Raw genomic sequence first — 20162 nt, 5'->3', positions numbered from 1 at the left:
TCCGGCCTACGTAGTCAGGCACACCTGCCACGCTTTTTCCCAAGCTTGGCTACCCATTTCTCTTTGGTCTCCTGGCGATACTTAAAAGTTCTATTAATCGCCCTAGCCAACTGTAGTTTTCTAACTCTAAAACTACGGTCAGTCCCGAGAATTAATTGAAATCCTCAAATCATCATTACGAGAGCCCGTGTCGTTTATAACAATGCTAAGGACTACCGGTAGCGGTCTACTCAGAGGTGCACACTAATAGACCCAAAGCAGTTCCCAATTTGAAGAACTTAAGCTTGCAAAGGCTTTAGACATTGAGCACTTGGAACGATACTTTCGTTCTGAAACTCTGTAATTACACTGTTAAGCTGAAGGATTTAATTAAATCAACAGCGTTGACACCGTAGCTTTGCCAAAATTTTCTAAAATCAAAAATTAAGCTCTGCTAGGCGTTGGCATCCACCAAAAGACTTAACAGCTTCAGTATTGTTGCCCTATTCTCATTCTTCACTTTTTGCTATCCTTAAAGCATAAAGACATGCGGGAGATGAAAAGCCTAGGTTAGAATTTTGGAGTTAGAGCTAGGAGCTGTATTCCATCGGGGCACCTTGTTGCTGCCCACGACAGATGAAGCCAATCTGTTCCAAGTCCAACCGAACTTAGCGTTTACCTGCAGATCACTAAAGCCCTAGCATTTGAGCTAGGGCTTTCTTTTTAATCGACATCGTTGCTAGAGGGAGCTGTCAGTTGCAACGTAATGCTATCGCCCCAGGTCAAGCCCAGTCGCTGCTGAGCGCTGCCAGCATTGCAGGCAATTTCAACAAAACCATGACTTCCTACAAGGGCTAATAACTGTCCACTAGACACACTACTATAGGTGACTTCACCCTTAATGATTTGACCTGCTGCTAATACAGACCATGTTTGGTTGACGACTTGCTCACCCCGTATAGTAGTAATTAAATTACCGAAGCGATCGATATGTTGAATGCAATTCTTATGTAAGGTCAAGCATACAAGACTTGCTAAGTTGATAGCTGTTCCTACTGCCTGAAGCGCTATACCCATCGCTAAGTGCGCACCTACAGGTGCAAATAAATCACGTCCGTGAAAGGTGTTGCTCAGGTTAGAGGTCCGCCAAAACTTAGGCTGATCAAGGACAACAGCTGTAGTAGCTTGGCTCAAAAAGTTGCTAAATATGCCGTTGTCTGGACCAACTAGTATTCCGCACTCAGTCTGGATCGCTACAGGCCGACGATTACCACCAACGCCAGGATCTACAACTGCAACATGTACAGTGCCTGTTGGGAAATAGGACACAGCACTGGTTAAACAAAAGCGAGCCGCAAGCAGATTTTGTGGTGGCAATTCATGGGTTAAATCAACGACCTGAATGGCTGGATTTATAGTTGCAATAACTCCTTTCATGACGCCTACATAGGGATCCTGTAGCCCGAAGTCGCTCAATAGAGTGAGTAGAGATAGATTTGGCACTGTTTCCCTTACTAGATCTGTGAGTAATAGGCATAAGAAATCTAAAAATAGCCATCTAAAAATAGCAAGGGGCAGGTCTTTGACCTGCCCCTTGCTCAAGAATGAAGCCTAATCTAGGCTAGCCATTCTTCTACAGCCTCAGCTTTGGTATTGGTGTTCCGTGAAGGCGTTTCACGGTTGAACTTCAGGTGAATGGAACGAGTCTGCTCACCATCAGCTGCGACCGCCATGATTGGGTAGTCAATCAGCCCATCTTGAAAGGACATCTGGAAGCGGAAGGTGCCGTCTGGGGAGAGCTGAATTGGCTGTCCACCTATATAGACAGTTGCATCCGGCTCGGTGGCCCCATAAATAATCAGTTCAGCATCAGCAACTAGCCAGAACTTGCGCGGGCGGATGGGTGGCATCGAAGCCGAGAACCCTGCGCCTGACATAGTCAGCCCTGCACCTGACATGGTGAAGCCTGCGCCTGACATGCCAGTAATTCCAGGTACTGGGGCGGCCCACATGCCCATTCCTGAGGGGAAGACATAGGAGCTAACCGCGGAACTGGGAGCTTGTTGCATAGAGCCGTAGAGCGAACCAGCAACGCGCTCAGCCTCGGCACTCTGGGCTAGACCAAAAATCTGATCGTAAATAGCATTACCCGTAGCTGGGGCAGACGGAGATAAACCAACACGCTTGCTGGTGGGTGGCACTAGGTTGTGGACGGTCTGACCTCGCAGCTCCACATCCCAGTTAACTGTGATGAACTGATCCTCGATCCAGTCCGAGGGATACATCGGCGGAACGCGCACAGGAGCAGAACGGGCGACAATCAGCCAGCGACCATCAGCACAGCGATAGCCAATCTCTACTACATAGTCTCGATCGCTGACCGGAATTGGCAGATACCACTCACGAGCTAATTCATCACAGGGATATTCCTGAATGCTGTGGGGTACTTGGTAATCCAGGCTGATATTAGTCGCGTCATAGAGGCGCAATGCCAACAACTGGCCTCCTTGATGCCGCAACTCCTCTTTGCGCTCACCGGGTACATCCCAGTACGCATAAGCCCACTGTGGATCGCGAGGCATCAACACAATTCGACTTTCGCCATAGCCGGCAGGCAAATCGCCTAGGCCTTGGTCTACTTCTGCCAAGGAACCATTGCGATCTTCGCTTGCAAGCTCAAACTTCGATGCCTCAACGGACTCTTGCACTGCTTCCTGCGCCTCCAAATTGAGAGATGGACGAGGGGGGACAACGCTAGCTAGCTGAGCTTCCCGAATTGAGGCTAACAGCTGGGATTTGCGCATGCGGCTGTAGCGAGAGATGGTGTACTCCTGGGCAACCCGGCGCAGCTGCCGCAGAGTCATCTCTTCTAAGGGGGGACGTTCTTTAGCCATGGGGGTGTTTCCTCATCAAAGGAATCGGAACATTCGGGTCAGAGTTTTGTTAGGAAATCCTGACTTACCTGAGTCGCTATTGAGAACGCTGTGCTCAGGCTTTCTTTGGGATCGCTCAACTAATCTTCATTGTCCCGGAAATTCGTCAATGGTCAATCCCTTAGAACAGTCGATTTCAGAGGATTTCGGGCGTTTGAACGTAGCTGCGACGTTAGAGGGATCAAAACAGAGATTTATGTCATTATTTCATGACATAATGGAGATCAGGCTGGTACAGGAGATCCGGGGGGATCAAGCCATCTTGCCAAACCTTGATGGGTCCCTTACAGGAACTTAAGACTTAGGACAAGCTGTGGAGGTTAAAATCGGGGTGCTTAGCGTCGAGATGCAAGAACACGCAACAGTCTGCATAGTCAGATTGCTACCTTGCGTATCCTCTTGGAGGAAATCGCTAGACTGATTCTCAAAACGGCCACTTCTTTCGTTTTATGAAAGCGACTCCCCCGCCTGCCGCCACCCCTCGGGATCCTGAGCCTCCAAGTCCTGCTGCTCCTGATTTGGCCGGTTCCACTGCTACTGAGAGTTCTCAGGGCTCACTACGCTACCTGATTCAGGAAGGACATCGTCAAGGCGCGACGGGGATCTACATCCAGGTGGGCTACGCGCCTCACTACCGCATCGAAGGCCGTATGGTGCCTCAGGATGAGCAGCCTCGTACAACGCCAGAGTTGCTCCATCACTATTTGTCTGAAGTGCTCACCCCACCTCAGCTGCGCTACTACCACTCACGGCGTAAGCTTGACGCGACTGTCGTGATTCCAGGGTTTATGCAATGCCGCATCAACTGCGGGCCGACAGCGCAGGGATCAGAGGCGTTGAGTCTGCAACGGATTCAACTGGTCGCTGTAGAAGAGACAACCCGACCGGTGCGACGGCTAGTAGAGGATGCTTATGAGCAGAATGCCTCTGATGTCCACCTCCAAGTGGGAGAGGTACCACGCTTCCGGGTCCAGGGGAAGATGACTCGCCAAGCCGAGTACGGCAAGATAACTGCTGACCAGTTTGAGCAATATATAGACGAGATTCTCACGCCTGAGCAACGAGAGCGGTTCGCGCAAAAGCAAGAACTCGATACAGCAATTCTCTACGAAGATTTGGTGCGCTGCCGGGTGAACTGCTCTCAAGCCATGATGGGCGGAGCAATTGTACTGCGACTGATTAACCTGGATGTGCCCACTGTGCAGGATATGGGCTTGCCACCTGTCTTGATGCACATTGCTGAGTTTCGTCAAGGTTTGGTGCTGGTTACGGGGCCCGTGAACTCCGGTAAATCCACCACTCTAGCCACCATGATCCGTCACCTCAATGACACGGTGCCGCGCAAAATCGTCACCATCGAGGACCCGGTGGAATATGTGCATACCTCTAATCTCTGCCTAATCACCCAGCGTGAAATTGGTCTGCACACTCAAGAGTTTAAAGAAGCCCTTAAAGCTTCTCTACGTCAGGATCCAGATGTGATCCTAGTGGGAGAGATGCGGGATCGCGAGACCGTAGATACAGCCTTACGTGCGGCTCAAACTGGGCACTTAGTGCTGGGAACTCTGCACACGCGAGGCGCGTTCAATGCCTACAAACGCCTGCTCAACTTCTACGCCCCAGAAGAGCAGGAGACAATGCGGTTTCAAATCGCTGACAGTCTCAAAGCTGTTGTCTTCCAATCTCTAGTGACAACGACTCACTTCAAGCGAGCGGCAGCCCTTGAGATCATGATGGCGACCAACACGATTAAGGACTACCTGTATAAAGATCACGAAGACGACGTTTACCTGCTGATGGAAGAGGGGCAAGAGGGAATGCAAACACTCGATCAAGCCCTCTTCGACCTGTATGAGTCGGGCATGATTTCTGAGACTGATGCCCTAACTGCTTCACTCAACCCCGATGATTTGAAGTACATGCTCAAGAACGGTGTTCGTCGCTCCAGCCGTTCTGGCGTGATGAACACTAAAGGCTCTGGCTACTTCGCCCGTTAGTTGCCTTCACCCTTGCCGACTTCTAGGCATCATTAACCTTGAAGGCCAAGATTCTGCGTCCTCAAGGTTAATGATGCCTGTTGAGTACTCGGTTGCAACTAGCGTGTTCTGCTGCTGCTCAGTTTCATTCGAGCCGGCGAAGACGCGGAGCACTCCATGGAAAGCTTCTGCATCCGTGCAACCTACGGTTTGCGCCTCTAGTGGGAGTTGGCCTTCCGGATTGCTTTAATTTTATTGGCTGCGTTCTGGCAAGCTCGGTAAGTCTTGTCTCCGGCTCGGTTGAGTACATCTAGAGCTGTTGGCAGCGAGCGGCTAGCGTTGATGAACTCCTGCCAACTGTCAACGACTTGGCCCTGCTCAGCCTTGCTATGCGGTCCTGGAACACCGAAACCCTGCAGGATTTTTGAAGCAATGGCTAATTGTTGTGGAGTATAAATTTTCATATCTTCCAGTGTGACTAATAAGGCTTTTGAGAAAACTTTCTGCCGCTTTGAATCACAACTGAGGGACAGTTAAAAATGAAAAGAGCAGTTAAGACTGCAGAGCGACAGAAGAACTAACCACGGCCATCCTTGAATGCAGCGTTGTTTGAGGAGGGCAGCGAAGGCTTGAACGAAGGTTTGACCGAAACTCAGTCTACCTCTACAGGTAGTAGAGCAAACTCAGAAGGGTTTAGCATCCATCATTGAGAAGGTTAGCCAATGTGTCCTTCATTACCCTAGATTTTGCTGCTTAGACTTTGGTCAATTCTTAGTTGAAACCTTTGAGCCAAGCAGTAATGGCTGATTTTTTTAGAAGTGGGAGTTTTTTGCCTCCACTGGGCACCTTTGGAAGTAGATGCACCCTGATTCTAAAGCCTCTCGTTTTGCTATGAGGGGCTTTTTGCTGCTTAGGCCTGGCAGTAAGAGAGTTTATTGGGAGGATATTCAGAAGCTTTTGGACCTCAGCTAAACCTTAGCCTTCACCCGGGCTTCTCACTTCCAATCATTGGAGCCTAGGTCAGGAGGGGAAACGTAGAGTTTTGCTGCCTGCTGCTACAAGTCCTGCGGCTGAGTTCGATATCTTGAGCTAACGCAGTGACTATCAGAATCCGCTTGCCTCAGAGAGGCTAAGGCCAAACCTAGAGGCTTTATCCCTTCCTGAAACATCACTGCTTACAGTGGTTTCGTCTGCGACATCTTGCTCGAGATTCTGGTAGCGCCAAGTCTGAGCCCGCATCCAAACCTCATTCTGCTCAAGCCGGGCATATCGTCAAAGCTGGATCAGGGTTATAGGGCAAGGTCAGGAGCAGAGAGTAGGAAAGAAGCTTCTGATCTTGGAGTGCCACTGCCGTTAGGGGGATTTCTGCGCCATTCATCGTAGAACTCTGCGCAAGCTGGCAGATGTGGATACCTACGTGGAAATACGAGGATCATCTGTAGCACTGGCTGAATGCTGTTCCCACCCCCAACACTTTTGCAGGTTCCACTCCAAAATTTACAACCGTGATCACCTCAGCAAACTGTACGAAGCTAGACCAGTTGGAAAGCCTAGAGGAGAGATTTCAGCGGTCTCTTCTGGCTGCTGCAGCTAGAGGGATTGCAGATACCTTCAAAGACTGTTTAGTTTGGAACACGACAGAGGCACGCTGGATATACCAAGCTTATCGAGGCTCTGAGAGCTGCTACCACTACATCTATACCGATGCACAACTTCTGTCTTGGCTATTTGATGAGCAGAAAGTTTCAGTGCTTAACTTCTCAGAGCAAGACCTTGGTGCTGTCCTGCGTCTTCTAAAGCAAGAATTAACTGGCTCGATTCAGCCTTAAAGCTTACCCTTTCCTCGGTGCGACTCTATAAGTTAGCTTCGCCCTCCTAGGGCCTTTTATTTTGTGCCCTAGGAGGGCAGTTGTGGCTACAGAAATGGCTGTCCGTATAGCTTTTGGCCCAGTCTTAATTGGCTTTGGTCAAACTCGAGCTTAGGGTTTTGCAACAAGTTATTTTGATGAACTTATCGGAAAAATTTCATAAAGATTGAGATTTACGAGCGGTACCCACCGGTTAGTTAGTTGAGCGCGCGTAAATGAAGTTAATCGTTTGACTTTAAGTGCACGGGTTGTCGCAGCATCTGCCAATTCGTTGAGTTTTGGTAAAAGCATGACATCACCTGTGGTTGCAATTGGCTTAGACGGGGCTGACGCTTTGTTAATAGAGACTTGGATGTCTCAAGGCTACCTGCCGAATCTTGCCCGTCTACGAGAGTCAGGAGTTTATGGGCGTCTCGCCAATGTCCCATACAACACGACAGAGACGACATGGCCCACGGTTTGGAGCGGTTGCTTACCCCATACCACTGGCTATTGGAGCCCAGCCAGATTGCGCGAGGGCAGTTATGAAATCGAGGATGTTGGCGCCTATAACTTTGCTGCTCATCCGCCTTTCTACGCTTTGGGCCCGAACTATCGAGTTGCTGCTTTCGATCTTCCCCAAACTGTTTTTTCAGAACAGGTCCACGGCCCCCAGGTTCTAGGCTGGGGAGGACATGCTCCCTATACGCCGAGGCGCTCAGCGCCCAAGCCACTGCTCTCAGAACTAGAGCGTCAATACGGCAAGCATCCTGCCCGCGGCCAAGACTACGGTGACTGGTGGAGAACCGAGTATCTAAGCCAACTTAAGGAGAATCTGAAAGTCGGTGCAGCTCGTCGTACTACTATCTGCCGATCACTGCTGCAACAAGAACGCTGGGATTTATTAGTCACCGTTTTTAGTGAAACTCACTCTGCTGGCCATGACTTCTGGCACCTCAGCCAGCCCGATCATCCCCTGCACGAGCAGAAACTTAGGGATTCCCAAGATTCGATGCTGGAGGTTTTTCAGGCAGTTGATCAAGGTGTCGGTGAGCTGTTGGCAGACCTGCCTGAAGAAACCTCTGTAGTCGCGTTTTCAGGGGTGGGCATGGGCAGTAACGCCACAGATGTGCCCAGCATGCTCTTCATGGCGGAGTTTCTTTACCGCTTCAGTTTCCCTGGTCAGTCCATGCTGACTTCCCTAAAGCTTGGGCAATCCCTGCCTGCTGTAAAAACTCCAAAGTGGCGTACCTGGTCCGGCGAAGTCTGGCAACAGACTCACGAACCGAATCTGCTCAAGAAATTTCTGCGCTATTGGTTGCCTGGTAAATACCAGTCTTATCTGGAGCATGACTTCAGCCCTCAAGCTGAAAACAGGCTTGCTTCTCCTTATCAACTGCGGCAACAAGGGAACTCCCTTTTTTGGCAACCCACTCTGTGGTACTCACCCCTTTGGTCTCGCATGAAAGCTTTTGCCTTGCCAAGTTTCTCTGAAGGCTATGTGCGAATTAACCTACAAGGCAGAGAACCTCAAGGGATTGTTCCTCAAGCGGATTACGATTCAATTTGTGAACAGTTAACGGGGCAGATTTATCAGCTCCGCGATGGTCGAACGGGCGAGCCGATGGTGAGGGAAGTCATTCGCGTTCGCCAATTCCCAACTGATTCAGAGCCTGGTTTGATTCCTGCGGATCTGGTCGTGGTTTGGCATGAGCATCCGACTGATGTGATCGATAGCCCTGAATATGGCCGAATTGGACCTGCAACCTATTTTCGGCCAGGGGGACATCGAGACCGAGGTTTTGTGTTTGCCCGGGGACCCAAAATTGCAGCCGGAAGCAGCTTAAAGCAGGGACATGTAGTGGATTTGGGACCGACTATTCTGCAGCTGATGGGTGTGCCGCTCCCGCAGCACTACGACGGTCGTCCCTTATTCGTCGAGGCAAGCCCTGTTTCCTTGTGACATCCCTCTAGATTAAATTTGCTCTGTTGGCACCTTAAATTCTTAAGAATTTGAGTGTTGCTTTGAATAGTCTCTTACGAAAGGGGTGCTCAGATGTGAGGCTAGCAGGTTCTTCTAGTGACCCCATAAACAATGACTCTTCATTTTACGGTTGCGATTCCAACCTACAACGGAGCACTACGCCTACCCAAGGTGTTAGCAAGGCTACAAGCACAAATCAAAACAGAGAATCTAAACTGGGAAGTCCTAATTGTTGACAACAACAGTCAAGATAATACGGCTGCAGTTGTAAAGACCTATATTGAGAATAGTGAGAATAGACCGTTTCCCTTTGCCCTAAGATATTGTTTCGAACCTAGGCAGGGGCTTGCCTTTGCACGCCAACGTGCTGTTGAGGAAGCAAAAGGGAACCTGGTTGGTTTTTTGGATGACGACAATCTACCTGCCTCTGATTGGGTTGCCGCAGCAGTTACCTTTGATGAAGGCAATCCCAGCGTGGGAGCTTTTGGTGGTCAAATCCACGGCAGATTTGATAAAGAGCCACCGCCAAACTTTAAGCGAATCCAGTCATTCTTAGCGATTCGAGAAGGGGATACTCGACCTCGCCCCTTCAAACCTCTGGTATTAGACCTACCCGCTGGAGCGGGAATGGTAATTCGTCGCCAAGCTTGGCTGAGTAGTGTACCTAAAGAACTAGTACTGATTGGGCGTGTGTCAGGCTCAAGCCTAGCAGGAGAAGATTTTGAGGCACTGCTTCACCTGCACAGAGCGGGTTGGGCGATTTGGTATAACCCACAGATGCATCTTGAACATGAGATTTCTGTGCATCGATTGACTAAAGACTATTTGCTATCCACAGTTCGTGGTGCTGGGCTATGCATTTTTCATTTGAGGCTAGTAAATTCAAAGCGATGGGAGCGTCCTTTGCTGTTCGCGAGGGTCGTTTCTGGTAACTTGAAACGGTTGATTTTGCACATCGCTAAATATGGTATGCGAAGCAGAGGTGATATGGTGACTGCTTGTGAGCTGGAGTTTGTTTGGAGTAGTTTGGTCAGCCCTTTCTACTACTTGAAAACTCAAATTTCTCGCCGCTAGCAGAAAATTGGAGCCTTCTTGAGGCCCTGGTTAGGCCCATGTCGCTACAAAGGTTCGAGAGGTTTCGAAAGACTGGGTAGCGACGTAGACTCCCAAAACTGTAATTAACTACTAACTGAAATTGACTACTAGAGAAAGTAATAGGCCTCTGGGGCAGTCGGCCGGTATTCGACATAGGTACTGGGTTGAACCAAACTCAGCTAGTTGTTTTAACCGCCATGACTAAGACCTTGTCTACTCGGTTTCCGTCCATATCTACGACTTCAAAGCGCAACCCACCCCACTCGAAATGCTCTGAGGATGAAGGAATGTGACCCAGATACATCAGAACGAAGCCACCTAAGGTCTGATAGCTCCCCCTCTCCTCGCCGGGCAGTTCCTCAAGGTCAAAGAGATCTTTGAACTCGTCCACCGTCAACAGACCGTCCAATAACCAGGAACCATCCTCCCGCTGTACTGCCTGAGGTTCTGTATGCTCTCCGACTGAAGGCACATCGCCCACAATCGCTTCCAGGATGTCGTAGAGCGTGACCAGTCCCTGAACGCCACCGTACTCGTCCACTGCTAGGGCAGTATGCATGCCAGTCTGCTTAAACGACTCCAGAACCTTCAACCCTTGCGTGCTTTCAGGAACTACTAAGGGCTGTCGTAGAGAGGTAGTCAGGTCTAGCGGTTCATCAAATGTGCTTCGGGCAAATAAGTCTTTAACTTGGATTATCCCCAGTACATTGTCTAAACTGCCTTGACAGACCGGGAACCGCGAATGGATGCTGTTCAACATCTTGTGTCGGTTCTCTTCGAGAGAGTCATCCAGGTCTAGCCAAACCACCTGTCGGCGGGGAGTCATCAGTGCACTCACCTGTTGGTCGCCCAGACGAAATACCCGCTCGACCATATCCTGCTCAGCTTGCTCAAACATGCCTGCCTGAGTACCTTGCTCGATCAAAACCTGGATTTCCTCTTCAGTGATTGGGGGCTCTGTGGAGGCTCGAATGCCTAACATTCGCATGACGAGATCGGTTGACATACCCAAAAGGTGAACAACTGGGGCCGCGATTTTAGAGAGTTGCCCCATTGGTGTAGCGACGGTAGAAGCGATGCGCTCAGGGTTGTTCAACGCCAGGCGCTTGGGCACCAGTTCCCCGACCACTAGCGAGAGGTAGGTAATAACTGCAACTACGATACCTAGCCCAAGCGCTTGACTGTAAGGTGCCAGCAGTGGGACACGGCTGAAGATAGCAGCTAAGGGCTCAGCGATAGTGGCACCGCCAAAGGCACCTGCCAGAATGCCAACTAGCGTGATGCCAATCTGAACCGTGGAGAGGAAATTATTTGGAGCATTGGCTAGATCTAAAGCAGCCTGGGCCTTACCATCTCCCTCGCTGGCCCACTGCTGCAACCGAGCTTTGCGTGCAGAAATGACCGCCATCTCCGACATTGAGAAAATGCCGTTAGCGAGGATCAACAGGAAAACCAACAAAATCTCGAAAGTGACGGAGGACATGAAGAGTGTTTATTACTCAAGGTATAGACGCTTCACAAGTTATTACTAAACCATGAGAAGCTTAACGGGCGAAGCTTTTACGCTTAGAGGGGACTCGAACAACAGTAGATGAGAGTTCTACTCTGCGGTGCAACTATCGAAACAATCCTCAGAGCCCGTTGGCTAAGACAGCTGACCTTGGCAAAGTACAAACCGGGACTACTGGTGCAACCGGTGTTCGCTGCAGCGGCTGGGGGCTCAGAACTCAGTTGCTGACTGTAGCTGCTCGGAGCTCGGACCTTTATCCGCCCCTTAGCTTTCTACCCACAGTGCTGACAGCTTTCGGTCAGCTAGACACAAGCTGAATGCATCTCTAGAACTCTTTAGAAGCAGCGCAAAACTGAGACCGAGCAAAGCACCTGGCAGTTCAACCAGCATCAAAACTTGGTATCAAGAGTCACACAGACGAAGCTAATTTAGTCACAGTCTAAGGTTTGGCGTGTGCTCCGCCCTGTTACCGGATTTACTCCCTGAGCCTTTTTGCACAGGCTGATTTGAGCGTCCCGACGTAAATCCACGTCGGTAAAGTCAGCGCCATCAACCTTCGCGCCATCAAAGGTGGCATTGACCGCAAATGCCCCTTCAAGAACAGCGTTGGTGAGGTCTGCATTCGTGAAGCGAACAACATCCAGCGTTGCCTGACGCAGATCAGCGCCTGTCAGATTTGCCGCCTCCAAATTAGCCCCGAAGAAGCTGACACCTTTGAGGTCAGCGCCAGAGAAATTAGCATTGCGCAGATTAGCTTTGGTGAAGCTAGAATCGGTCAGCACTCGACCCGAAAAGTCAGAACCAACTAGGAACTCCTTGTTGTAGTCTGTTGCCTGAACCGGAAGCATCACGCCCAGAACAAGCAGCAGCACTAGCGGGAGGGCCAGCAGCAGGTGGGGAACTTTGAGGTGAAACCAATCGTGTTCGTGTCGCGATCCCATTGCTTCAAACTTCTGGATTTTGCTTTCATCGTACCGAATTCCGGCTGCGCCTCTGTCAGCCTCTATGCCGATGACCTCCAGAAACTCCCGTTCTCGACAGGTTGGCTTACAAGGGGAAGCATTCGTTGCTGCTTACCTTCAAACTCAGGGCTGGCAAATTTTGGCTCAACAGTGGCACAGTCGCTGGGGTGAGTTAGACTTGGTTGCTCTACGGGAGCCACCGCTACAACTCGCGTTCGTTGAGGTGAAGACCCGTAGCCGAGGGAATTGGGATAGCGATGGCTTACTGGCTTTAACCTTGCGCAAGCAACAAAAGATTGAGCAAACAGCGCGTGATTTCTTAGGTCAGAATCCTGGATTTGCTGATGCTGATTGCCGTTTTGACCTCGCGTTAGTCCGTTGCCAGGCGGGTACTTTGAGCTTGCAGGACTACCTCGTGAATGCCTTTTGTTAAGGTTTTAACTCATAGGGCTTAACATTGCAAAACCTAAATAATTTATTGAGATTAAATAGGGTATCTGTGTACTTTGCTCATTAATCTAGATTGCCGAGTAACCTATAGGTAAAATCCTCGCATTCTGATGCCACAAGCAGTCAGCAAATATGTATTAGAGCGACATAATCACTAATGCAGAAACCGTAAGAAAAAGCATCGCTCGATTCGGGTTTTCGTCGCTATTCCGACTCGTGACCACTACTTTCCTCAAACTCACACCTAGGAGGCGTCCCAATGGTCAGAACTTCAGCATCTACCAGACCTGGCCTAATCCCAAACGGAACCCTGATTAAACTGCCCAAGACCCAGCTCTGGCACGAGTATTCTCTGTCCGAAGACCTGATTGCCATTCTGCTTTGGAGCGTGACTCGCAGCTCTTATTCCATCAAACAACTTGTTGATGGCGTCAAGGGCAGAATGATCGAGCCCAACCAGTTTTGGAGGACAGGCAATATCCGCCTTTTGCCAACCCTAACGCTCCAATCCTCAAGTACCAACCTGGTTGTAGACTTGGCAACCGGACAGCCACCGGAACTTGGTAGTCTGGTCATATCCGATTCAGCTGTGATCCAGTCCGATAGAAGCCCACTGTTCCGGGTACCGGCTCGGGTCGAAGACTTAATGCAAAGCCGCAGAGAGCAAATCAAGAAATTCACCCCTGATATCGAGATTCTGATCGAGCCTGCCAGTGCTGAATTTCTAGAACCCGGTAGTGATTGGCAGTTTGGAACTGTCCAACTGAACCTCGATCTCGCTCTGCTTCCTGAGACGCCACTATCAGAGCACGAGTACGACAACGGATACCGAGAGCTAGAAGGGCCTCGGTTTATGGATACTTTGGCCACGTCTGCTTCAGGGGATGTTTGGCAAGATAGTTAGTTCCGCACGCCAGCTGCTTGAACGGTCACTGAGTTGTCAAATGTGCTATTGAGGAGAGCCAGTCCCGTCCGCTGCGCTCTCCAACAATACTTGCATGTCTCGCCCCTCATCGAATGAACAGGCCCGCTTGTGGGCCATGCTTGCCAATACGCCCCGCTTGCTACGCCTGGTTTGGCATGCAGCTCCTACCTGGTTATTGCTGTCCCTGGTTGTGATCTTGGTTGGAGCCCTCATTCCTGTTGCACAGCTCTACATCGGTAAGCTAATCGTCGATCAGGTTGTCAGTACTGTAGGTCAACCTACTCCAGACTTAATGCCCCTAGCCGTCTTGGTAGGCATGGGATTTGGCCTAGTGCTGGTGCAAGGCGCTCTGAACCAGGGCAGTAGCTACGTTTCCCAGGTGTTGAATGACCGCTTCACCCTTCATGCCAGCAGCGTTCTGCTGCAACAGGCAATCCAGCTAGATCTGGCTCACTACGAACTGCCTGAGTTCTACGACACGCTCAACCGAGCCCAACAGAGCGGCAGTAGCTACCCCGTCAGAACCCTCAGCACGTTGACGACTCTGGTCGGGCAACTGGTGAGCTTTGCTGGACTACTCACCCTGCTGTTGCGGTTTAGCCCCTGGATTATGGTCCTGTTGCTGCTGACCTCGTTTCCAGCCTTCTGGGTCGGTGTACGCTTTTCTGGCAGACGCTTCTGGATGGTTCGCCACCAAACTCAAAGCGGACGTTTAGCCGAGTATTTGCAACGAGTTCTCACCGAGCAGGGCTTTGTCAAAGAAGTTCGTCTGTTCAACCTTGGTGAACATCTGCTGAGCCAATGGCGTGAGATTCGTAACCGCTTCAATGAGGAGTCGGAGGCATTGCAGGCGCGTCACTCTAGTGCCCGCTTTGGCATTGGGATTGTTGCCAATCTCGGTTTTTATACTGCCTATGCTCTGGTGATCTGGCAAACGCTCCAAGGCGTTCTTACTATTGGTGACCTCACCATGTACTCCGGAGCGTTTCAGCAAGCCCAGAGTGCTATTCAAGGCATTCTGCTAAGCATCGCCTCGGTGTATGAATACAACCTCTACGTCTCCCAGTATTTCGAGTTTCTTAACTTGAAACCCCAGGTGATCAACCGGCCAAAGCCTCGTGTCTTTCCCAGCCCCTTACGCTCGGGTTTAGTTCTGCGCGATGTTAGCTTTACCTACCCTGGTGCTTATGAGCCAACCCTACGCGATCTCAACCTCACCGTTCGGCCTGATGAGAGCATTGCCCTCGTGGGAGTGAACGGAGCTGGTAAGACGACTTTGCTCAAGTTGCTGGCCCGCTTCTACGATGCCACGGCCGGTGAAATTAGCTTCGATGGTATTCCGGTTCAGGAGTTAGACTTAGCCGACTTACGCCGCAACATTGGCGTAATCTTTCAAGACTTCGCCCGTTATGCTCTTAGCGTTGAAGACAACATTCGCTTTGGTGATATTCAAGCTCAAGACGATTGGGAGCGCATTGAACGAGCGGCGTCTGAGGGTGGTGCCAGCGAGGTAATTGCCAGCCTAGAGCAAGGCTATCAAACCATCTTGGGCAAGACCTTTACGGGTGGCGTTGAACTCTCAGGTGGTCAGTGGCAGAAGATCGGCCTAGCTCGCGCCTTCATGACTCCTGCTCAAATTCTGATCCTGGATGAACCTACCGCTGCTGTGGATGCTCTGACTGAATACGACCTGTTTCAGCGCTTCCGGACCCTCACCAAGGGCAAAATGACCTTTCTTGTGAGCCATCGTTTCTCAACAGTACGCATGGCAGATCGAATTGTGGTGCTGGATGGGGGCCGAATTACCGAGGTTGGCAGTCATGCAGAACTGATGGCTCAGGGTGGCCTATACGAACGTATGTTCCGCCTGCAAGCCGCCAGCTACCAAATCGATGGTCGCCAGGGGTCAGCTGGGGCAGTATACTAAAGAGGCTTCACGGGATGTAGCGCAGCTTGGTAGCGCACCTCGTTCGGGACGAGGGGGTCGCAGGTTCAAATCCTGTCATCCCGATTCACTAAAAGCCGCTCTAGGGGCGGCTTTTGCTGTTTCCATAGGACTCGAAGCTGCATCCAGGCCGCAGCGTATGGGTAGTGCTCAACTTCCTGCTTAAAGGCATTAGCTCTCTGTGTCAGAGTGGGTGTCACAAAGGACCAGTTTTGCCGGCGCTGAGACATTAGGGGAATTGCTGCGCCGAGCTGTTTAAACACTTGTGAAGGCTCGCTTCCCTCGAGTGAAAATCGTTCATTTCTTCTGGAGTTAATCTATGGATCCCAGAGGTAAAATCCAAAGCAAAAGACCAGGAATTAATCGGAGATAACCAAGAAGCTATTAGAAATAAGTCGTGGCTTTAGGTGTTTGTGAATAGGTTAATTCAAATATAAAATTATGATACTGCTTAACTACTAACTTCACCTGACTGGATGATGTGAAAACGACAGACACAGTATTTAAATTACTTTGACTGTAAGTAGGAGAGAAGAGCAAGCGAGAGTGCCCTCAGTGGCCAGTTTGGTGCATCGGTTTGGTGCAATCAAATTTGGTGCAATTGGATGCGGGAAGACTGGGTTGGAGCATAGTACCGTTGTCCTAGCTCAGATGGGCAGTCTTCCTTGTCAGGATTCTGTGACATATCTTCTCATGGCTCTCCCTTAAAACCTTTAGTCAAAAGCAGCGCCAAACTGATCTTGAGCTTGCTCTGAGATTCAGGTTGAGCACCGGGTGGCAGGTCTGGAGCCTTGCTTAGCAGTCGGTGGAGAGATAGAAAGCTAAGTAGATTTAGCCAGAGCTGTAGGAAACCGCTCATGAACCTCAGCAATTTGGCGTATGTCGCAAGAACGCATCTACCGCTAGACTGATTCTCATGGCTGGAGAGAGCCAAAACGGTTCAAACCAAGAACACCTCAAAGCTGCGGGCTACCACCCGTGATCACCTGGACCACCTCAAGTGACCGGCTTGCCGGTGAGCATCTGGACCACCTGGATCACCTTAAGCTGCCGATTCTTCGGTGACTACCTGGATTACCTTTTCACTCAAAGTCGCGAAGCTAGCCAGGACAGCTAGACTGCTGGTCCTTCGTGGATTACCTCTCCTTAGGTTGGTGCTCCGCGCCTGACTACCTTCTGCTGTGGGCTAGTTTTAGCCCATGAACACGATAAGTAGATTGTTTAAGACAATCCGACTACCTACCGCGCTCCCCAGAAAACTTCTGCTACTGGGGAGCATGGTTTTGTGGCTTGGCAGTTCTAAGGAAAGTCTGTCGGGACAATTCAGCTGAAACGAGCGCCCAATAGCTTTACTCGTAATCTGTCACTCAATCTGGAACCGGAGAGTAAATAAATTATGTCTCGCCCCACGCCTGATGATTGTCAACGGTTGAGCTACAAGTTCACTGACGAATTGAAGTATCGCCGATATTTGACTTACCGTAGAACATCCTTTTTGCGGAGGACGCTCTGGATCGTGGGGGCTGTGACGTTGAGCTCTGTAACTTTTGGCCTAGGGTATAGCTTCGGAGCTGCCCCTAACTCTCAATCTAATTCAGTTGCTTCTCTCGTACGCTCCGTGGTGCCGCGCTAGGCGCTACAGGCATGGAACGACGGGACAGTATTCTGGCAAAACCCAGACTTTCTAAGTCTCACGGTAGGTTATTCTCCACAGCGAGTAGGCCTAGCCTAGAGCCTGTTCAGGTTTCTGCTTGAGGAAATAGCGATGCCAGGTGGTCATGCCAGCAAAAAAGGCTTCTCTGTCAAGCCAAACACAAATGCTAACGGACAAATTGATACCGCTGCGGATCTCAACGTAAATCCACAAGATCTTCTCGGTGAAGAAACTGAATCTACTCGGACTGATGAAGCTCCAGAGAATTTTGAAGCAACGCAAAGACCGAGCAAAGAATCGAAAGGGGACAAGCAAGATTAGCAAGGCGCTCAGCTTTGCGCCTTAATTATACAAGAGCCGGAAAGCGTTAAGAGAAGCGTTGGAAGATCAAGGTTCAATCTGTTTTTCCCAAAGGTTATAACCTTTGGGAAAATTTGTTTTGGGCCATTTAAACGTAGCTACTTGAATAACTGTTCGTGCCGCTATCTTGTGTTCGGCGGCCAGGACAAAAGGGTGGATTTGGATCCTCAATAAAGAGCCCCCAACTGGCTCTAAGCTGGGGGCAAAGCTGTTTGGTGTTTTCTGTATGCATCGCACTAGTCCTTATTAAACTCAGTCTATCTGTGGGAGACGTCTAGCTTAAGAAGAGTAAAACTATGTCATTGGCCTGTATTAAAATATACATAAAATAAGGTAATAGAGGTTACCTGTTAACTTTTGCGATTGTCTGATGGCTATATCTGGGCGCATCCTTTCGGGAGCAGCTTAGAGATTAGCTTGACTAGATCAACTCAGTTAGCTCAATAATCAGTAAACCCAACTTTTGCAGGTGACTGAGATGAGCCAGGAACTGAGCTCGGAATGGTGCAGAGGTGAATATTTGATTAGTACAGATGCGGCTCGTCTGGACTTGCCATTCATTCACGACTTCCTGACTCATTCGTACTGGGCTAATGGTAGATCTATCGAAGTTGTTAAGCGCTCAGTTGAGAATTCTTTATCTTTCGGGCTGTACAGGGAAAGTCAGCAAATTGGCTTTGGACGTGTGATCACGGATTATGCCACGTTCGCTTATCTCGCTGATGTATTTGTTGTGGAGGCGTTTCGAGGAAAAGGTTTAGGGCAATGGCTGCTGCAGGTAGTCATTGCACATCCTGAGCTTCAAGGTTTGCGTAAGTGGATGCTGGGAACAATAGATGCTCACGGCTTTTATCGTAAGTTCCAATTTTCTCAGGTTCGTCATCCTGAACGTTTGATGGAGCGATGGCCCTTGGGAGAGGTGTGATTTGAAGCTCGTTGAGGGGCACTTTGATCCTGAATCCACTACCAGAATTTGCTGCAAAGGCGTCTATGAATTCAACCCGGAGGCTCGACACTCAGGTACGGGTGCTCAGGCTCAAGCACAGAACCCTAACCCATCATCTAGATCAACTCCTTCTCCATCCGCCTGAAACCCCAGAGATGCTGCTTACCTGGGAAGCGCAACGGCTGCAAACACAAGTAGCTCTCTATCAAGCTGAAGCCCAGCTCTCTTTATTAAATGCCTACTTAAGCACTAATTGACTGTTGTCTCCAAATGCTCGAAGCAGGGCCTAGGCCAGAAGAATGTGAAAGTTGCCCTAGAGACCTCCTTCGTACTAGCTTTCGCTTTAAGTGGCACGATGGGCAGTTACTAAGACAGTGAAAGTTTATCTAGCAAAATCTGTAACGCGATAGAAACGCTAAACGACTACAATCTGTTTGAGTCGGCTAATCATCCTAACTATGATCTTAAACCCTTATAAGGCCTGATTCAGCTTCTTCAATGGATTCATAATTGGTTGCTAAAAGAAGAGAATCCAGATTAAAATCTAGCCCAGATTACATATTTAAATGTTGAATTGGTTTCTTTAGCTAAACGAAGTAGCGCTTCCCTAATCAGCTGTGAAACAGAACAAAGCAAATTTCGCTTAGCTGTTTTACATATCCAAGCTATTCGAGACACTAGTTTTATTGCATCCGCCTATGCCACTTTAGACCTATTTACTGCTGGAACTGTACTCTCTCTCCTACTCATTGAAGCTGAGGATTTTGGCAAGAGTCCTGCCCTGACGAGCTTTTTGTATACGGCTTTTATCTACTGGCAACTGCTGATCTAGGATTTGAATAACCCTTTCGAATATCACGGTAAATTCACTGCTGATGTCAGCTTGTTGATCGTAGAATCAACATTGAGGCGTTTGCAAGGACGTCTCCTCCGAAAGAAAGAGACGTTTAAAAACTCTGAGACTGCTCTTACAGAAGGCTCGAAAAGTTCGTGAAGTGGGCTGGGAACCCATAACAATCAGCTGCCAGAAGTTTGGGGTAGGATAGCTGCACTGGTTCGCCCTGACCTGTTTCTGTACTCCTTCATGAATCCAAGTGACTTACCCCCTGTCCCTCCTTCGCTGAATGAACTGAGTGAGTGGCAATTGGCAGAGTTGGTGTTGATGCAGCCCGCCCTGATTCGGCTCGTTGACCAGTTGCGTAAACATCTAGAAACCTCCGACTGGAAAGATGCCTCAATAGAGGTGCAGGACTTGCCTCATTATAAGATTTGCTTAGAGAAGTCAGGACAGCGTTTTGAGGTAAATTTGTGGGATTTGTGCTACCGCATCTGTGCTCAAGATTTACAGCCCTCTGCTACGCCAGATACCAGCAGCGTAGACCCTAGCCTGTTGGATGAAGCAGGTGAAATTGACTGGCAACGGATTGATTACAAAGCCAATGCAGTTGTGGCCCAAACTCTGAGAGAACTGGATGAAAGTTTGACTCAGCCTAATTAAATTTGGCTCAATTCCTCAGCTCTAACTGTGCTTTCAGGTCATACTGAACGGCCTTAAAGAACCAACAACTTCTGCCTTAGCAGCTCTCCTGTAATTTT

The 20162-nt window shown here is 49.6% G+C and carries 17 protein-coding genes and 1 tRNA gene; 12 read left to right on the top strand and 6 right to left on the bottom strand.

Annotation, left to right across the window (positions count from 1 at the left end):
- Window positions 1-702: 702 nt before the first annotated feature.
- The gene (locus tag H6F94_RS23620) at window positions 703-1482 is read right to left on the bottom strand and encodes an SAM hydrolase/SAM-dependent halogenase family protein (protein ID WP_190804664.1); all 780 of its coding nucleotides are present in this window, start codon (window positions 1480-1482) and stop codon (window positions 703-705) included.
- Window positions 1483-1595: 113 nt separating this feature from the next.
- A complete protein-coding gene (locus H6F94_RS23615; protein ID WP_190804663.1) occupies window positions 1596-2873 on the bottom strand; it encodes a DUF4912 domain-containing protein in 1278 nt (425 codons plus the stop codon).
- Window positions 2874-3361: 488 nt separating this feature from the next.
- On the opposite strand from H6F94_RS23615, the gene H6F94_RS23610 reads away from it, so the two are divergent.
- A complete protein-coding gene (locus tag H6F94_RS23610; RefSeq protein ID WP_190804662.1) occupies window positions 3362-4909 on the top strand; it encodes a type IV pilus twitching motility protein PilT in 1548 nt (515 codons plus the stop codon).
- A gap of 197 nt (window positions 4910-5106) precedes the next feature.
- Here the strand turns inward: H6F94_RS23610 and H6F94_RS23605 are convergent, their stop codons facing one another.
- Window positions 5107-5352, bottom strand: coding sequence for a hypothetical protein (locus tag H6F94_RS23605; RefSeq protein WP_190804661.1), 246 nt, complete (start codon window positions 5350-5352; stop codon window positions 5107-5109).
- Window positions 5353-6393: 1041 nt separating this feature from the next.
- Here H6F94_RS23605 and H6F94_RS23600 point away from each other — a divergent pair.
- From H6F94_RS23600 to hpsE, 3 genes are all read left to right on the top strand, one after another.
- Window positions 6394-6717, top strand: a complete 324-nt coding sequence (locus H6F94_RS23600; RefSeq protein WP_190804660.1) for a hypothetical protein — start codon at window positions 6394-6396, stop codon at window positions 6715-6717.
- A 328-nt stretch (window positions 6718-7045) separates the two neighbouring features.
- Window positions 7046-8698 (top strand): alkaline phosphatase family protein, encoded by a 1653-nt coding sequence (locus H6F94_RS23595; RefSeq protein ID WP_190804659.1) that lies wholly within the window; start codon window positions 7046-7048, stop codon window positions 8696-8698.
- 132 nt (window positions 8699-8830) lie between these two features.
- Window positions 8831-9793: a hormogonium polysaccharide biosynthesis glycosyltransferase HpsE gene (gene hpsE, locus H6F94_RS23590; RefSeq protein WP_190804658.1), complete on the top strand. Its 963-nt coding sequence runs from the start codon at window positions 8831-8833 to the stop codon at window positions 9791-9793.
- A 196-nt stretch (window positions 9794-9989) separates the two neighbouring features.
- On the opposite strand, the gene H6F94_RS23585 is transcribed toward hpsE, so the two are convergent.
- Together H6F94_RS23585 and H6F94_RS23580 are read right to left on the bottom strand one after the other, a co-directional pair.
- Window positions 9990-11297, bottom strand: a complete 1308-nt coding sequence (locus tag H6F94_RS23585) for a hemolysin family protein (RefSeq protein WP_190804657.1) — start codon at window positions 11295-11297, stop codon at window positions 9990-9992.
- A gap of 455 nt (window positions 11298-11752) precedes the next feature.
- Window positions 11753-12265, bottom strand: a complete 513-nt coding sequence (locus tag H6F94_RS23580) for a pentapeptide repeat-containing protein (protein ID WP_190804656.1) — start codon at window positions 12263-12265, stop codon at window positions 11753-11755.
- 70 nt (window positions 12266-12335) lie between these two features.
- Between H6F94_RS23580 and H6F94_RS23575 the strand changes: the two genes are divergently transcribed.
- The 4 genes from H6F94_RS23575 to H6F94_RS23560 all read left to right on the top strand — a co-directional run bounded on the left by H6F94_RS23575 (window position 12336) and on the right by H6F94_RS23560 (window position 15672).
- The gene (locus tag H6F94_RS23575) at window positions 12336-12719 is read left to right on the top strand and encodes a YraN family protein (RefSeq protein WP_190804655.1); all 384 of its coding nucleotides are present in this window, start codon (window positions 12336-12338) and stop codon (window positions 12717-12719) included.
- A gap of 276 nt (window positions 12720-12995) precedes the next feature.
- Complete coding sequence (locus H6F94_RS23570; RefSeq protein WP_190804654.1) at window positions 12996-13640, top strand: hypothetical protein; 645 nt, start codon at window positions 12996-12998, stop codon at window positions 13638-13640.
- A gap of 94 nt (window positions 13641-13734) precedes the next feature.
- Complete coding sequence (locus tag H6F94_RS23565) at window positions 13735-15588, top strand: ABC transporter ATP-binding protein (protein ID WP_190804653.1); 1854 nt, start codon at window positions 13735-13737, stop codon at window positions 15586-15588.
- A 10-nt stretch (window positions 15589-15598) separates the two neighbouring features.
- Window positions 15599-15672: transfer RNA gene (locus tag H6F94_RS23560), tRNA-Pro, on the top strand.
- On the opposite strand, the gene H6F94_RS23555 is transcribed toward H6F94_RS23560, so the two are convergent.
- On the bottom strand, window positions 15654-15836 hold the full coding sequence (locus tag H6F94_RS23555) for a hypothetical protein (protein ID WP_190804652.1): 183 nt from the start codon (window positions 15834-15836) through the stop codon (window positions 15654-15656). The two genes, H6F94_RS23560 and H6F94_RS23555, sit on opposite strands and share 19 nt — an antisense overlap.
- Window positions 15837-17371: 1535 nt before the next feature.
- Here H6F94_RS23555 and H6F94_RS23550 point away from each other — a divergent pair.
- The 4 genes from H6F94_RS23550 (at window position 17372) to H6F94_RS23535 (ending at window position 20064) form a co-directional block, all read left to right on the top strand.
- Window positions 17372-17581 (top strand): hypothetical protein, encoded by a 210-nt coding sequence (locus H6F94_RS23550; protein ID WP_190804651.1) that lies wholly within the window; start codon window positions 17372-17374, stop codon window positions 17579-17581.
- A 517-nt stretch (window positions 17582-18098) separates the two neighbouring features.
- Entirely contained in the window at window positions 18099-18545 is a 447-nt protein-coding gene (locus tag H6F94_RS23545) for a GNAT family N-acetyltransferase (RefSeq protein ID WP_190804650.1), read from the top strand.
- Window positions 18546-18610: 65 nt separating this feature from the next.
- A complete protein-coding gene (locus tag H6F94_RS23540) occupies window positions 18611-18823 on the top strand; it encodes a hypothetical protein (protein ID WP_190804649.1) in 213 nt (70 codons plus the stop codon).
- 827 nt (window positions 18824-19650) lie between these two features.
- Window positions 19651-20064 carry a hypothetical protein gene (locus H6F94_RS23535; protein WP_199320590.1) on the top strand — a complete coding sequence of 138 codons (414 nt, stop codon included), beginning with the start codon at window positions 19651-19653 and terminating at the stop codon, window positions 20062-20064.
- The last annotated feature ends 98 nt before the right edge of the window (window positions 20065-20162 follow it).

Source organism: Leptolyngbya sp. FACHB-261 (assembly GCF_014696065.1).
Classification (GTDB): Bacteria; Cyanobacteriota; Cyanobacteriia; order FACHB-261; family FACHB-261; genus FACHB-261.
Note: the sequence above shows the minus strand (reverse complement) of the source record. Positions and strands in the feature narration are given on the sequence as shown.

Excerpts from the sequence above, each read along its gene's own strand:
- H6F94_RS23615 (WP_190804663.1), bottom strand. The coding sequence starts at position 2,873 with ATGGCTAAAGAACGTCCCCCCTTAGAAGAGATGACTCTGCGGCAGCTG.
- H6F94_RS23610 (WP_190804662.1), top strand. The coding sequence starts at position 3,362 with ATGAAAGCGACTCCCCCGCCTGCCGCCACCCCTCGGGATCCTGAGCCT.
- H6F94_RS23605 (WP_190804661.1), bottom strand. The coding sequence starts at position 5,352 with ATGAAAATTTATACTCCACAACAATTAGCCATTGCTTCAAAAATCCTG.
- H6F94_RS23595 (WP_190804659.1), top strand. The coding sequence starts at position 7,046 with ATGACATCACCTGTGGTTGCAATTGGCTTAGACGGGGCTGACGCTTTG.
- hpsE (WP_190804658.1), top strand. The coding sequence starts at position 8,831 with ATGACTCTTCATTTTACGGTTGCGATTCCAACCTACAACGGAGCACTA.
- H6F94_RS23585 (WP_190804657.1), bottom strand. The coding sequence starts at position 11,297 with ATGTCCTCCGTCACTTTCGAGATTTTGTTGGTTTTCCTGTTGATCCTC.
- H6F94_RS23580 (WP_190804656.1), bottom strand. The coding sequence starts at position 12,265 with ATGGGATCGCGACACGAACACGATTGGTTTCACCTCAAAGTTCCCCAC.
- H6F94_RS23575 (WP_190804655.1), top strand. The coding sequence starts at position 12,336 with ATGACCTCCAGAAACTCCCGTTCTCGACAGGTTGGCTTACAAGGGGAA.
- H6F94_RS23570 (WP_190804654.1), top strand. The coding sequence starts at position 12,996 with ATGGTCAGAACTTCAGCATCTACCAGACCTGGCCTAATCCCAAACGGA.
- H6F94_RS23565 (WP_190804653.1), top strand. The coding sequence starts at position 13,735 with ATGTCTCGCCCCTCATCGAATGAACAGGCCCGCTTGTGGGCCATGCTT.
- H6F94_RS23555 (WP_190804652.1), bottom strand. The coding sequence starts at position 15,836 with ATGTCTCAGCGCCGGCAAAACTGGTCCTTTGTGACACCCACTCTGACA.
- H6F94_RS23550 (WP_190804651.1), top strand. The coding sequence starts at position 17,372 with ATGCCAGGTGGTCATGCCAGCAAAAAAGGCTTCTCTGTCAAGCCAAAC.
- H6F94_RS23545 (WP_190804650.1), top strand. The coding sequence starts at position 18,099 with ATGAGCCAGGAACTGAGCTCGGAATGGTGCAGAGGTGAATATTTGATT.
- H6F94_RS23540 (WP_190804649.1), top strand. The coding sequence starts at position 18,611 with ATGAATTCAACCCGGAGGCTCGACACTCAGGTACGGGTGCTCAGGCTC.
- H6F94_RS23535 (WP_199320590.1), top strand. The coding sequence starts at position 19,651 with ATGAATCCAAGTGACTTACCCCCTGTCCCTCCTTCGCTGAATGAACTG.